Annotated in this window: 15 protein-coding genes and 1 riboswitch; of the genes, 10 read left to right on the top strand and 5 right to left on the bottom strand. The window is 67.4% G+C overall.

Features of this window, described 5'->3' with window-relative positions; genetic code table 11:
* Positions 1-75 precede the first annotated feature (75 nt).
* From ACVWZN_RS10305 to ettA, 4 genes are read right to left on the bottom strand one after another with little or no spacing between them, the layout of a single operon-like run.
* Complete coding sequence (locus ACVWZN_RS10305; RefSeq protein ID WP_456953733.1) at positions 76-522, bottom strand: N-acetyltransferase family protein; 447 nt, start codon at positions 520-522, stop codon at positions 76-78.
* A gap of 1 nt (position 523) precedes the next feature.
* Positions 524-1,336 carry an orotidine-5'-phosphate decarboxylase gene (gene pyrF, locus ACVWZN_RS10300; protein ID WP_456953732.1) on the bottom strand — a complete coding sequence of 271 codons (813 nt, stop codon included), beginning with the start codon at positions 1,334-1,336 and terminating at the stop codon, positions 524-526.
* A 13-nt stretch (positions 1,337-1,349) separates the two neighbouring features.
* Complete coding sequence (locus ACVWZN_RS10295; protein WP_456953731.1) at positions 1,350-1,748, bottom strand: hypothetical protein; 399 nt, start codon at positions 1,746-1,748, stop codon at positions 1,350-1,352.
* Complete coding sequence (gene ettA / locus ACVWZN_RS10290; RefSeq protein ID WP_027081856.1) at positions 1,748-3,409, bottom strand: energy-dependent translational throttle protein EttA; 1,662 nt, start codon at positions 3,407-3,409, stop codon at positions 1,748-1,750. The genes ACVWZN_RS10295 and ettA overlap by 1 nt, the downstream gene beginning before the upstream one ends.
* Before the next feature lie 187 nt (positions 3,410-3,596).
* On the opposite strand from ettA, the gene glyA reads away from it, so the two are divergent.
* The 10 genes from glyA (at position 3,597) to thiL (ending at position 11,980) form a co-directional block, all read left to right on the top strand.
* A complete protein-coding gene (gene glyA, locus ACVWZN_RS10285; protein WP_456953730.1) occupies positions 3,597-4,859 on the top strand; it encodes a serine hydroxymethyltransferase in 1,263 nt (420 codons plus the stop codon).
* Complete coding sequence (locus ACVWZN_RS10280) at positions 4,856-5,389, top strand: hypothetical protein (protein WP_456953729.1); 534 nt, start codon at positions 4,856-4,858, stop codon at positions 5,387-5,389. Before glyA ends, ACVWZN_RS10280 begins: the two co-directional genes overlap by 4 nt.
* Positions 5,389-5,913, top strand: a complete 525-nt coding sequence (gene nrdR, locus ACVWZN_RS10275) for a transcriptional regulator NrdR (RefSeq protein ID WP_027081859.1) — start codon at positions 5,389-5,391, stop codon at positions 5,911-5,913. Before ACVWZN_RS10280 ends, nrdR begins: the two co-directional genes overlap by 1 nt.
* 124 nt (positions 5,914-6,037) lie before the next feature.
* Entirely contained in the window at positions 6,038-7,135 is a 1,098-nt protein-coding gene (ribD, locus tag ACVWZN_RS10270) for a bifunctional diaminohydroxyphosphoribosylaminopyrimidine deaminase/5-amino-6-(5-phosphoribosylamino)uracil reductase RibD (protein WP_456953728.1), read from the top strand.
* Entirely contained in the window at positions 7,132-7,890 is a 759-nt protein-coding gene (locus tag ACVWZN_RS10265) for a methyltransferase domain-containing protein (RefSeq protein WP_456953727.1), read from the top strand. Before ribD ends, ACVWZN_RS10265 begins: the two co-directional genes overlap by 4 nt.
* 77 nt (positions 7,891-7,967) lie before the next feature.
* Positions 7,968-8,111: riboswitch (FMN riboswitch) on the top strand.
* 135 nt (positions 8,112-8,246) lie between these two features.
* Positions 8,247-8,846 (top strand): riboflavin synthase, encoded by a 600-nt coding sequence (locus tag ACVWZN_RS10260; RefSeq protein ID WP_456953726.1) that lies wholly within the window; start codon positions 8,247-8,249, stop codon positions 8,844-8,846.
* Complete coding sequence (gene ribB, locus ACVWZN_RS10255; RefSeq protein ID WP_456953725.1) at positions 8,843-9,943, top strand: 3,4-dihydroxy-2-butanone-4-phosphate synthase; 1,101 nt, start codon at positions 8,843-8,845, stop codon at positions 9,941-9,943. The genes ACVWZN_RS10260 and ribB overlap by 4 nt, the downstream gene beginning before the upstream one ends.
* 69 nt (positions 9,944-10,012) lie before the next feature.
* Positions 10,013-10,492 (top strand): 6,7-dimethyl-8-ribityllumazine synthase, encoded by a 480-nt coding sequence (gene ribH / locus ACVWZN_RS10250; RefSeq protein ID WP_456953724.1) that lies wholly within the window; start codon positions 10,013-10,015, stop codon positions 10,490-10,492.
* Complete coding sequence (nusB, locus tag ACVWZN_RS10245; protein WP_027081865.1) at positions 10,489-10,956, top strand: transcription antitermination factor NusB; 468 nt, start codon at positions 10,489-10,491, stop codon at positions 10,954-10,956. The genes ribH and nusB overlap by 4 nt, the downstream gene beginning before the upstream one ends.
* 25 nt (positions 10,957-10,981) lie before the next feature.
* Complete coding sequence (thiL, locus tag ACVWZN_RS10240; RefSeq protein ID WP_456953723.1) at positions 10,982-11,980, top strand: thiamine-phosphate kinase; 999 nt, start codon at positions 10,982-10,984, stop codon at positions 11,978-11,980.
* Here thiL and ACVWZN_RS10235 read toward each other — a convergent pair.
* Positions 11,971-12,774: a hypothetical protein gene (locus tag ACVWZN_RS10235; protein ID WP_456953722.1), complete on the bottom strand. Its 804-nt coding sequence runs from the start codon at positions 12,772-12,774 to the stop codon at positions 11,971-11,973. The two genes, thiL and ACVWZN_RS10235, sit on opposite strands and share 10 nt — an antisense overlap.
* Positions 12,775-12,782: the final 8 nt, after the last annotated feature.

Raw genomic sequence — 12,782 nt, 5'->3', positions numbered from 1 at the left:
CGAGGCTCCGGCGTTTCGAAGCACGCTAGCAGCCGCGACCGTGCGGCCGCCTCACGCGGGCGCCGCGAAGCTGAATCAGGCCAACGGGTAGTCGTAGCGGATGAAGCCGCGGTGCACCGCGACGCGGTCGTACAGCGCGCGTGCGGTGGCGTTGTGCGCCTGCGTCAGCCAGTAGAGGCGGGTCGCGTCGCGACGGCGTGCTTCGTGTGCGACGGCTTCGATCAGCGTGCGCGCGACGCCGCGACCGCGCGCCGCCTCGTCGGTAAACAGGTCCTGCAGGTAGCAGGTGCGGTCAGCCCAGACCGTCGGGTGGAACAGGTAATGGACGATGCCGACGAGCCGGCCATCGAGCTTCGCGCCGAGGCCGTGCACCGCGTTGTGGTCGAGCAGACGCGCCCATGCAGCGTCGTATTCGGCGGGCGTGGTCGGCGTCGCGTAGAACGCCTTGTAGCCCTCGGCGAGGCGCTGCCAGTCGTCGCGATCGTCTGCAGTGAATGACGCGACGACGATCGCGCCGTCCACGTCAGCGGCTCGCGTTGATCAGGTCACGAAGCGCGCACGCAGCGTCGGCGGCCGCAGCGATGTAATCGTCGCCATTCGACGCGTAGAGCACCGCGCGCGATGAGCTGATCATCAGGCCGGTGCCGTCGGGCGTCTTTGCATTCGAGACGACGGCCGCGGCATCGCCACCCTGCGCCCCCACGCCGGGCACGAGCAGCGGCACGTCCTTTACCAGCGCACGCACTTCGGCCAACTGCTCCGGCCACGTCGCGCCGACCACGAGTGAAACGTTGCCGTTGGTGTTCCACTCGAGCGCAGCCTTCTCGGCGACGTGCTGGTACAGCGGTCGTCCTGCGACAAGCATGTCCTGCAACTCGCCAGCACCCGGGTTCGACGTGCGACAGAGAATGATGACGCCGCGATCGGCGCGGTCGAGGAACGGTTGCAGCGCGTCACGGCCGAGATACGGATTCACCGTCACCGCATCCGCGCCGTAACGGTCGAACGCTTCGGTGGCGTAATGCTGCGCGGTGCTGCCGATGTCGCCACGCTTGCTGTCGAGGATGACCGGCACATCGGGATGCGCGGACTTGAGGTGCGCGATCAATCGCTCCAAGGCACCTTCGGCACTCAACGCCGCGAAGTGCGCTATTTGCGGTTTGAACGCGCAGGCGTAGTCGGCGGTGGCATCGGCGATGTCGCGGCAGAACGCGAACACGGCGTCGGCATCGTTCGCGAATCGCGCGGGAAACTTCGAAGGCTCCGGATCCAGGCCCACGCACACCAGCGTGTTCGCCTGCCGCCAGCGATTGCGCAATGCCTGCATGAAGCCCATGCCGATCTCCGTTTCAGTGCAGTACGAGGACAACCGCGACGGATACCACTGATGCAACAAGTGCGACGATCGCGCTCGCCTTCATGTCGAGCCCGAGCGCAAGCTGGAAGCCGAGTACATACGCGGCGAACAACACGCCTGCGAACGCGAGCGTCGCCGCGGTCGCGAGGTGCACGCCGCCCGTGCTCAGTGCGAAACCCGAGAACGCGAACAGCACGATGACGGGCAGCAGCGATGACCATGCGACTGCCCGCAAAGAAGCGCCCCAGCCGGGCGCTTCCTGCGCGACGGCGGCGGTCGAGAATCGCGTCGCCGTCGTCGTCGCAGCGATCCAAGCCGCCAGCTTCGCCGCTGCTACGGGCGAGAACGCCAGCAGCGCGATGAAGGCGACGACCAGGATCAGCACCTGCATTACTTCAGCGCCTTGAACCGCAGGCGATGCGGCTGTGCGCCTTCAGCGCCGAGGCGACGCTTCTTGTCTTCCTCGTACTCGCGGTAGTTGCCCTGGAAGAACTCGACGTGCGAATTGCCTTCGAACGCCAAGATGTGCGTCGCGATGCGGTCGAGGAACCAGCGGTCATGCGAGATCACGAACGTGTTGCCCGGGAACTCGAGCAGCGCGTCTTCGAGCGCGCGCAGCGTTTCGATGTCGAGATCGTTGGACGGTTCGTCGAGCAGCAGCACGTTGCCGCCCTGCAGCAGCGTCTTCGCCATGTGCAGTCGACCGCGTTCACCGCCCGACAGCGCGCTGACGATCTTCTGCTGGTCCTGGCCCTTGAAGTTGAAGCGCCCGATGTACGCGCGCGACTGGATCTCGATGCCGTTGATGTTGAGGATGTCGAGGCCGCCCGACACTTCCTGGAAGACGTTGTGGTTGCCTTCCAGCGCTTCGCGGCTCTGGTCCACGTACGCGAGCTTCACCGTCTGGCCGGTTTCGATCGTGCCGGAATCCGGCTGTTCCTTGCCGATGATCATCTTGAACAGCGTGGACTTACCCGCGCCGTTCGGACCGATGATGCCGACGATCGCGCCCGGCGGTACCGAGAACGAGAGGTCGTCGATCAGCAGGCGGTCGCCGAACTTCTTCGAGACGTTCTTGAACTCGATGACCTTGTTGCCCAGGCGCTCGCCGGGCGGAATGAAGATCTCGTTCGTTTCCTGGCGACGCTGGTAGTCGACCGACTGCAGCTCCTCGATGCGTGCAAGGCGCGCCTTGCCCTTCGAGCGGCCGCCCTTCGCGTTCTGACGCGCCCATTCCAGTTCCTTCTGGATGGCCTTCTGGCGCGACTTTTCCTGGTTCTCTTCCTGCTTGAGGCGCTCGTCCTTCTGCACGAGCCAGTCGGTGTAGTTGCCCTTCCACGGGATGCCGCGGCCGCGGTCGAGTTCGAGGATCCACTCGGCCGCGTTGTCGAGGAAGTAGCGGTCATGCGTCACCGCCACCACGGTGCCGGTGTAGCGCGCGAGGAACTGCTCCAGCCATTCGACCGATTCGGCGTCGAGGTGGTTGGTCGGTTCGTCGAGAAGCAGCATGTCCGGCTTCTGCAGCAGCAGGCGGCACAGCGCGACGCGGCGCTTCTCACCACCCGACAGCTTGCCGACGATCGCATCCCACGGCGGCAGGCGCAGCGCGTCAGCGGCGACTTCGAGCTGGTTCTCGAGCGTGTGCGCATCACCCGCGGCGAGGATCGCTTCAAGGCGCTCCTGCTCCTTGGCCAGCGCGTCGAAATCCGCGCCTTCCTCGGCATAGGCCGCGTACACGGCTTCCAGCGCGGCCTGCGCGTTGATGATGTCGCCCAGGCCTTCCTCCACGGACTGGCGCACGGTGTGCTCGGCGTTGAGCTCGGGCTCCTGCGCGAGGTAGCCGACCTTGATGCCCGGCTGCGGGCGCGCTTCGCCGACGAAATCGGTGTCGACGCCAGCCATGATCTTGAGCACGGTCGACTTGCCGGCGCCGTTCAGGCCGAGCAGGCCGATCTTGGCGCCCGGGAAGAACGACAGCGAGATGTCCTTGATGATCTGGCGCTTCGGAGGAACGGTCTTGCTGACACCGTTCATCGTGTAGATGTATTGCATGGGGGCTCCGGTGAAGCACGGCGCGCCGGGCGCGGCGTGGGGCAGGCGACGGCCGCCTGCGCAGGGCAGGAGCCGTGGGATTCGGAATAGCCCGAAATTATAAGGCCGGGCGGGCCTTCGCGGGCCCGGGGAGGGACGCCGCCGGGCTAGAATTCACGTCTCCCCCATGCCCCTCCGGAGCCACCTGATGTTCGCTCGCGACGCCCGTATCGAAGGATTCGACCCCGAACTGGCCCAGGCGATCATGGACGAGGCCCGGCGGCAGGAAGACCACGTCGAACTGATCGCGTCGGAGAACTACGCCAGCCCGCGCGTTCTCGAAGCGCAGGGCTCGGTGCTCACCAACAAGTACGCCGAGGGCTACCCGGGCAAGCGCTACTACGGCGGCTGCGAATACGTGGACGTCGCCGAGCAGCTCGCGATCGACCGCTGCAAGCAGCTGTTCGACGCCGACTACGCCAACGTGCAGCCGCATTCGGGCTCGCAGGCCAACCAGGCGGTCTACTTCGCGCTGCTCAATCCGGGCGACACCATCCTCGGCATGAGCCTCGCGCACGGCGGCCACCTCACGCACGGCGCCAAGGTGAACCTGTCCGGCAAGATCTACAACGCGGTGCAGTACGGCGTCGACGAGAACGGTTTCATCGACTACGCCGAAGTCGAGCGTCTCGCGCAGGAACACAAGCCGAAGATGCTTGTCGCCGGTTTCAGCGCGTACTCGCAGATCGTCGACTGGGCGCGCATGCGCGAGATCGCCGATTCGGTCGGCGCGCTGTTCTTCGTCGACATGGCGCACATCGCCGGCCTCGTCGCCGCGGGCGTCTACCCGTCGCCGCTGCCGCATGCGCATGTGGTGACGTCGACCACGCACAAGACGCTGCGCGGACCGCGCGGCGGCATCATCGTCGCGAAGAACGCGACCGAAGAACTCACCAAGAAGCTGCAGAGCATCGTGTTCCCCGGCATCCAGGGCGGGCCGCTCATGCACGTGATCGCGGCCAAGGCGGTCGCGTTCAAGGAAGCGCTGGCCGACGACTTCAAGGCCTACCAGCAGCAGGTCGTCAAGAACGCGCAGGCGATGGCCGACACGCTGGTCAAGCGCGGCTACAAGATCGTTTCCGGCGGCACGCAGAACCACCTGATGCTGGTCGACATGATCGGCCGCGACGTCAGCGGCAAGGACGCGGAAGCCGCGCTCGGCCGCGCGCACATCACCGTCAACAAGAACTCGGTTCCGAACGACCCGCGCTCGCCGTTCGTGACCTCGGGCCTGCGCCTCGGCACGCCGGCGGTGACCACGCGTGGTTATCGTGAAGCCGAATGCATCGCGCTCGCCAACTGGATCGCCGATGTCCTCGACAATCCGAAGGATGAAGCAGTGATCGAACGCGTTGCGGATGCGGTGCAGTCGCAGTGCGCGAACTTCCCGGTGTATGGAGCGAAGGCATGATCCGCATCCTGTTGCTCGCCGCCGTACTGGCACCCGCGCTCGCCGTTGCGCAGGACGCCGTCGCGCCCGTGGATGTGACCGGCGAGGACATCTCCTCGCAGCGCGACTACACCGATCCCGCGCAGCGCGATCGTCCGGTCGCCTGTCATGCCGGCGATCAGGAGCGTCATGCCGGCGCAACGCTCGGCCAGGTGTTCGGCGATGCATGGCCCGCGCCGCCTGCTGCCGCCACGAAGCGCGAGCGTCCGATGGTCGACCGCTGGGGCAAGCTCGTGATGCCCGATGGCCTGGCGCCGAAGAACGTCACCGTCGTAGTGGCCGCGCTGGTTGGTGCCGATGGCCAGCCGCAGCGTGCGGAACCGCTGTGCACCACCGATTCGCACTTCGACATGGCGGCGGCACGCACCGTGATGCGCAGCCACTTCACGCCGGCGCGTTATGACGGCACGCCATCGACCGGCGTCACCGTGGTGGTGGTCGACTACACGCGCGGCGGCCCTGCGGTGCAGGGCGCGCATCACGCCCGCTGATGCACTGCCCGTTCTGCCAGCACCAGGACACGCGCGTGATCGATTCGCGCGTGTCCGAGGACGGCGCGACGATCCGTCGTCGTCGCGTCTGCGAAGCCTGCGGCGAACGGTTTTCCACGCTCGAGACGATCGAGCTGAAGCTGCCGGCGATCGTGAAGAGCGATGGTCGGCGTGAAGCATTCGACGCGCGCAAGCTGCGTACCGGCTTCGATCGCGCGCTTCAGAAGCGCCAGGTCGCCGAAGAGCAGATCGAGGCGGCGGTGCGTTCCGTGGTGCATCAATTGCGCATGACGACGGAACGCGAAGTACCGTCGCGTCGCATCGGCGAATTCGTGATGGGCGAGTTGCGCAAGCTCGACCACGTTGCCTATGTGCGTTTCGCGTCGGTGTATCGCGCATTCGAAGATGTCGCCGATTTCCGCGAGGAACTCGACCGTCTCGAACGCGACGTCGCGCCGGCGGAAGGTCAATTGCCCCTGCTCGCGGACGACGAGCCGAAACCGGAAAAGGGTCGGCGCCGTTGAGTCCGCGCGCGCCGCGCATGATGTTCGGCGCGCATGTCGCGCCACGTTCCATCGACTCCTACAACTTTTCGGCGAATGCGACGTGCCCGCAGGCCTCGCATCGCCTCGACAGCGAGGCCAACGCATGACCGACGCCGCGTTCTCCGCCCTCGACCACGCAATGATGGCGCGCGCACTGCGCCTTGCCGAACGCGGCGCGTACACGACGCGACCGAACCCGATGGTCGGCAGCGTGCTGGTGCGCGACGGCGAAGTCGTCGGCGAAGGGTTCCACGAACGCGCCGGTGGACCACATGCGGAAGTATTCGCGCTGCTCGAAGCCGGCGAGCGTGCACGCGGCGCGACTGCGTACGTCACGCTGGAGCCGTGCGCGCATACCGGTCGCACGTCGCCATGTGCGGACAGCCTGATCGAAGCCGGCGTCGTGCGCGTGGTTGCCGCGATGCGCGATCCGTTCCCGAAGGTCGACGGTGCCGGGTTCGAGAAATTGCGCGCAGCGGGTATCGAAGTGGAAGCCGGACTGATGGAAGCGCAGGCGCGCGAACTCAATCGCGGCTTCCTGTCGCGCGTCGAGCGCGGGCGTCCTTGGCTGCGCATCAAGCTCGCCACTAGCCTCGACGGCCGCACCGCGCTCGCAAGTGGCGATTCGAAATGGATCAGTGGCGAAGCCTCGCGCATGGACGTGCAGCGCTGGCGCGCGCGTGCGTCGGCATTGATGACGGGCGCCGGCACCGTGCTCGCCGACGATCCGCAACTCACCGTTCGCCTTGGCGACGACACGCCGTTCGTGCCGCCTTTGCGCGTGGTACTCGACCCAGGCCTTGCGACAATCCGTCGCGGCCGCGTGCGCGAAGGAGGCGCGCCGACGCTCTACATCCACGCGCCCGATGCGCGTGTACCGAAAGAGTGCGATGCGCAGATGGCGGCCGCACCGGTGCATGACGGCCGCTTCGATCTCGACGCGGTGCTGCAGTTGCTGGGCGAGCGCGGCATCAACGAAGTGCAACTCGAAGCCGGCGCGACGCTCGCGGGCGGTTTCATCGCATCGGGCCTGGTCGACGAGCTGCTGCTCTACGTGGCGCCGGTGCTGCTCGGCGCCGGTGCGCGGCCGCTGTTCGACGGCCTCGACATCCAGCAGATGAGCGAGCGCCTCGCGATGCGCATCGTCGACTCGCGTCATACCGGTGACGACCTGCGCCTGCTGATGCGGCCCGCGCGATGAGCATCAAGGACCATTTCTCCGGTGTCGCGCAGGCCTATGCCGCCGCGCGTCCCGAATATCCGGCTGCACTGTTCGACGCGATCGCGGCGCACGTTCCGTCGCATGCGCATGTCTGGGAACCCGGTTGCGGCAGCGGGCAGGCGACGCGCGACCTCGCGGCGCGCTTCGCGCACGTGCATGCCACCGATCCGAGCGCGCAGCAACTCGCGCAGCACTGGGCGAACGACCCGGCGGTCGACAACGTCACGCTGACGGTCGAGCCCGGCGAACACACGTGGATGTTCGACAACTCCGTCGATCTGGTCGCTGTCGCGCAGGCGATGCACTGGTTCGATGTGCCCGCGTTCTTCGCCGAGTGCAATCGCGTGCTGCGACCCGGCGGCGTGCTCGCCGCATGGGGCTATGACGACTTCGATGTGCCGGTCGGCATGGAGTCGGCGGTCGCGGCGTTCCGCGCCGATATCGAACGCGACTGGCCGCCGGAGCGCGAGCTCGTGCTGCGTCACTACCGCGATTACGACTGGCCGTTCGAGCCTCTCGACGTGCCGCCGCTGCAGCTTGCGGTCGACTGGAACTTCGATCGGCTCATCGGCTACATGAACAGCTTCTCGGCCGTGGCGCGTCATCGCGAACGTACGGGTGGCGATCCCGTCGTGCGTCATCGCGACGTACTGCGCGATGCATGGGGCGACCCTGCAGCGGTGCGACGCATCACCTGGCCGCTGTTCCTGCACCTGCGCCGCAAGCCGGCCTGACCGCCCACGCAACGCTGCGTCCGCCGGGCGTCCGAAGGCCGGGTGATAAACTTCGCGCGCCGGTTCGCCGGTTTCCATGACGTCTTCAGGGCGGGGTGCGATTCCCCACCGGCGGTAGGCGCGACAGCGCGAGCCCGCGAGCGCCTCCGTGATGCGGAGGGTCAGCAGATCCGGTCGAATGCCGGAGCCGACGGTTACAGTCCGGATGAAAGAAGACGGCGTTCGCATGCAGGCTCCGGCCTCGCGTGCGTGCGCCTCATGCCTTGGGTCGTTTTTCGCCACTGCATTCGCGAGAAACGTTTCATGCCCAGCTATCACGATTACATCGTCGCCGTGTCCGTGCAGGAGACGTGCTGATGTTCACCGGCATCATCGAAGGCGTCGGCGCGATCGCCGCCGTCGAGCCGCGCGGTGGCGACGTCCGCCTGCGCATCGCCACCGGTACGCTGCCGTTCGACGACATGCGCCTCGGGGAGAGCATCGCGGTGAACGGCGTCTGCCTCACCGTCGTCGCGTTCGATGAGTCGTCGTTCGAGGCCGATGCGTCGACCGAAACGCTAGCGCTCACCACGCTCGGCCGGCTCGCGGTTGGCGCGGCGGTCAATCTCGAACGCGCGATGCGGCCGAACGATCGCCTCGGCGGTCATCTCGTCAGCGGCCACGTCGATGGCGTCGGTGCGGTGGTGTCCGTGCACGACGATGCGCGCGCGCAACGCTGGCGGTTCTCCGCGCCGCCCGCGCTGCTGCGCTACATCGCGAAGAAGGGCTCAATCTGCGTCGACGGCGTGAGCCTGACGGTCAACGAGGTCGACGCCGAAGGTTTTGACGTCGCGCTCGTGCCGCATACCGTTTCGCACACCGCGTTTTCGGCGACGAACGTGGGCGATGCGGTGAACCTCGAGATCGATCTCGTCGCGCGTTACGTCGAACGTCTGCTCACCGGAGAGCGCGCATGAGCTTCGCCACGATTCCCGAATTGCTGGAAGAGATCCGCGCCGGCCGCATGGTCGTCATCGTCGACGACGAGGATCGCGAGAACGAAGGCGACCTGATCATGGCCGCCGAACTCGTGCGGCCGCAGGACATCAACTTCATGGTCACGCATGCGCGCGGGCTGGTGTGCATGTCGCTGACGCGCGAGCGTTGCCGCCAGCTCGGCCTGCCGCCGATGGTGCGCGACAACACCTCGCCGCACCACACCAACTTCACCGTCAGCATCGAAGCCGCGGAAGGCGTGACGACCGGCATTTCCGCGTACGACCGCGCGCATACCGTGCGCACCGCGGTGCGTCCCGATGCCGCGCCGCATGACCTCAGCCAGCCCGGCCACATCTTTCCCTTGATGGCGCAGCCCGGCGGAGTGCTCAGCCGCGCGGGTCACACCGAAGCGGCGAGCGATCTCGCGTTGCTCGCGGGTCTGGAGCCGGCCGGCGTGCTGGTCGAGATCCTCAACCCGGACGGCTCGATGGCGCGTCGCCCCGAGCTCGAAGTCTTCGCGCGCGAGCACGGCCTGAAGATGGGCTCGATCGAAGCGCTGATCCGCTATCGCCTCGAGAACGAACACACGGTCGAGCGCGTCGAAACGCGTGCGATCGAAACCGAGCACGGCCCGTTCAACCTTGCCGTCTACCGCGACCGCGTCAGCCATGCGCTGCACTACGCGCTGGTGCGCGGCGACGTCGATCCGGCCACGCCGACGCTCGTGCGCGTGCACATGCTCAATCCGCTGGCCGACGCGCTGCACTGGCGTCGCGCCGATTTCGGCCCGGCGGTGGGCGACGTGCTGGCGCGGATCGCGGCGGAAGGTCGCGGCGCGCTGGTGCTGCTGTCCGAGCCCGCGGGTGCTGACGCGCTGCTGGCGCGCATCCGCGAACAGCCGGCGGAGGAGGGCGATCGCGGCGGTCTCGCCGAGTGGCGACGCAACGGCGCCGGCGCGCAGATCCTGGCCGACCTCGGCCTCGGGCGGCTGCGCGTGATCGGTACGCCGCGCAAGCAGATCGGCCTCGCGGGCTTCGGCCTGGAAGTCGTCGAGTACGTGGACGTGGCCCGCTGAGGCCACGTCTCACCGGCCGGACCGGCCCCACCCGTTAGAATTGCCGACCCTCTCCGGAACCCCCGGCCCATGCCGCATCTCGAAGGCGACCTGCGCAGCCCCGCCGGCGCGCGCTACGCCATCATCGCCAGCCGCTGGAACCCGCGCATCACCGACACGCTGGTGGCTGGTGCGCGCAAGACGTTCGCCGACCATGGTGTCGACGACGCGGCGGTGGACGTGATCCGCGTGCCGGGCGCGTGGGAGATTCCGCTGGCCGCGGCGCGCTTGGCGCAGGCGCGCTCGCACGCGGCGATCGTCGCGCTCGGTTGCGTGGTGCGCGGCGATACACGGCATTACGAACAGGTGGCCGACGGCTGCTCCGACGGACTGATGCGCGTCGCGCTCGAGCACCGCGTGCCGGTCGCGAACGGCGTGCTGGCGGTCGACCGCTTCGAAGACGCGGAAGCGCGCGCGGGCGGCAGCCATGGCAACAAGGGTGAGGAAGCGGCGCTGGTCGCCATCGAAATGGCGCACCTGCTGACGCAGCTGCCCGGAGCGAACGAATGAACAAGAGTCCCCGCCGCGACGGCATCGATCCCGTATTGCGTTCGCGTGCGCGTCGCCGCGCGCTGCAGGCGGTTTACGCGTGGCAGCTGTCGGGCGCGCCGGTGCGCGAAGTCATCGCCCAGTTCGCGCACGAACAGGCGCGCGAGATCGCCGACCTCGAATACTTCGAAGACATCGTGCGCGGCGTCGACGCCAACCACGTGACGCTGGACGAAGCGCTGCAACCGTTCCTCGATCGCGATGTCGACCAGGTCGATCCGGTGGAGCGCGCAGTACTGCGCATCGCCGCGTACGAGTTGCGCATGCGCCCGGACGTGCCGTACCGCGTCGTCATCAACGAAGCGATCGAAACCGCCAAGCGTTTCGGTGCCGAGCACGGCCACACCTACATCAACGGCGTGCTCGACCACGCGGCCGCCGACTGGCGTGCGCCGGAAGTGCAGGCCGCGCGCCGCCCGCGCTGACCGACGACACCGCCGTGCACGCTGCATGACCGCGCCCGGCGAATTCGACCTGATCGACCGCATCCGTCGCCGCGTGATCGCGCGCGACGACGTGGTGCTGGGCATCGGTGACGACGCGGCGCTGCTGAGCGTGCCGCGCGATGGACAGCTCGTCGTCGCGATGGACACGTTGAACGCCGGCGTGCATTTCCCGCTCGATACCGCACCGGCCCACATCGGCTGGAAGGCGCTGGCGGTGAATCTGTCCGACCTTGCGGCGATGGGTGCGGAACCGGCGTGGTGCACGTTGTCGCTCTCGTTGCCCGAAGCGGACGATGCTTGGCTCGATGCGTTTCTCGACGGATTTGGTGAGCTCGCGTCGTTGCATCGCGTCGCGCTTGTCGGTGGCGACACCACGCGCGGGCCGTTGTCGATCTGCGTGACGGTGCATGGGTTCGTCGAGCCCGGTCTCGCATTGCGTCGCGATGGTGCGCGCATTGGCGACGATGTTTGGGTGAGCGGGACGCTTGGTGATGCGTCGGGTGGGCTTGCGTCGCGCGGCATCGGGCCTGTCGCCGCGCCGGCTGCTGTCGATTCGGATATTGCGAGCGTGCTGCAGCGCCGGCTCGATCGGCCAATGCCACGTATCGTGCTCGGTCGACGGCTCGTTGGTGTCGCGACCTCGTGCATTGATGTATCGGACGGGCTGCTTGCGGATGTCGGGCACATCGCGAAGGCGAGCGGGGTATCCGTGCATATCGATGTCGATGCTTTGCCGGCATCCGGACAATTGCGTGCGGCGTTCGGCGGGGACGACCTGCGCCGGTTGCAGGCGAGCGGCGGCGATGACTACGAGCTGTGCTTCACCGCGCCGGCCTCTGCCAGGATGGACATCGAGTCGATCGCAGGCGATGCGAGCGTCTCCGTAACGCGGATCGGCACCGTTGATAGCGGCCGCGGCGTCATCGCGATCGGTGACGCGGGCGATCCGTGGTCGCCGACACGCACCGGCTTCGATCATTTCGTGACACCTGATCAGCGATAGCGCGCTGCACGCTCGAGCACGGGTGCGAGGGCTTCGGGCGCGACTACGTAGACGCTGGCGGGCTTTACCGGCAGTTGTGTCTCGAGCGGCACGCGCGGATCGATCGCAGTGGTGACCGGCAACAGCGGCGCATCGATGCGAAACGTCACAGCCACGGGCGGCGTCCCCGCAATAACCCGATAGAGCTGCGCCGCCATGACGAGTGTCGCGCCAAGCGATGGATGTACACCGTCCGGAAACGTCGCGGCACGAGACGTCGCCCGTGCTTGTGCCTGCAACGCGTCACCGGCATGCACGACGGTCGCCCCGATCCGACCGGCGATGCGCAAGACGCCTTCGTGCTGCGCCGGTTGGCCGCCGGCATCGGGCGCCCAGGTTTCGAGCAGCACCGCGCGCGTGCCGAGTTCGCGAGCGAGTGTCGCGAACGCACGATGCGCAACGAGCGCGTCACGGCAGTCGCTGGACACGCGGTCGACGTCGGACTGCATGCAGCCCAGAATCGCGCCGCGCTCCTGAAGCACGAGAACGTCCACGTGGTGCTCGCGCAACGCCGTCGCAGCGATGCCGTCCTCCCAGCGCTCGTGCAGCGTGCCGCCGGGCGCGACGTACGTGACGGTCTCGATTGCAGGTCCGTTCGGCTGTGAGCGCGCGAATCCGGCAACCACGCCCGGAAGGTTGTTTACGTACGTCAGGCTGTTGCCGACGAACATCACCCGAATGGGCGCACGCTCGGCGGCGCTGAGCGGCGCGATCGTAAAGAGTGTCGCGATGACTAGAGCTGCCAAACGGCGCATGGAAGTCT

The organism is Lysobacter sp. HA35, assembly GCF_054061195.1.
This window is presented reverse-complemented; position numbering and strand designations above follow the sequence as displayed.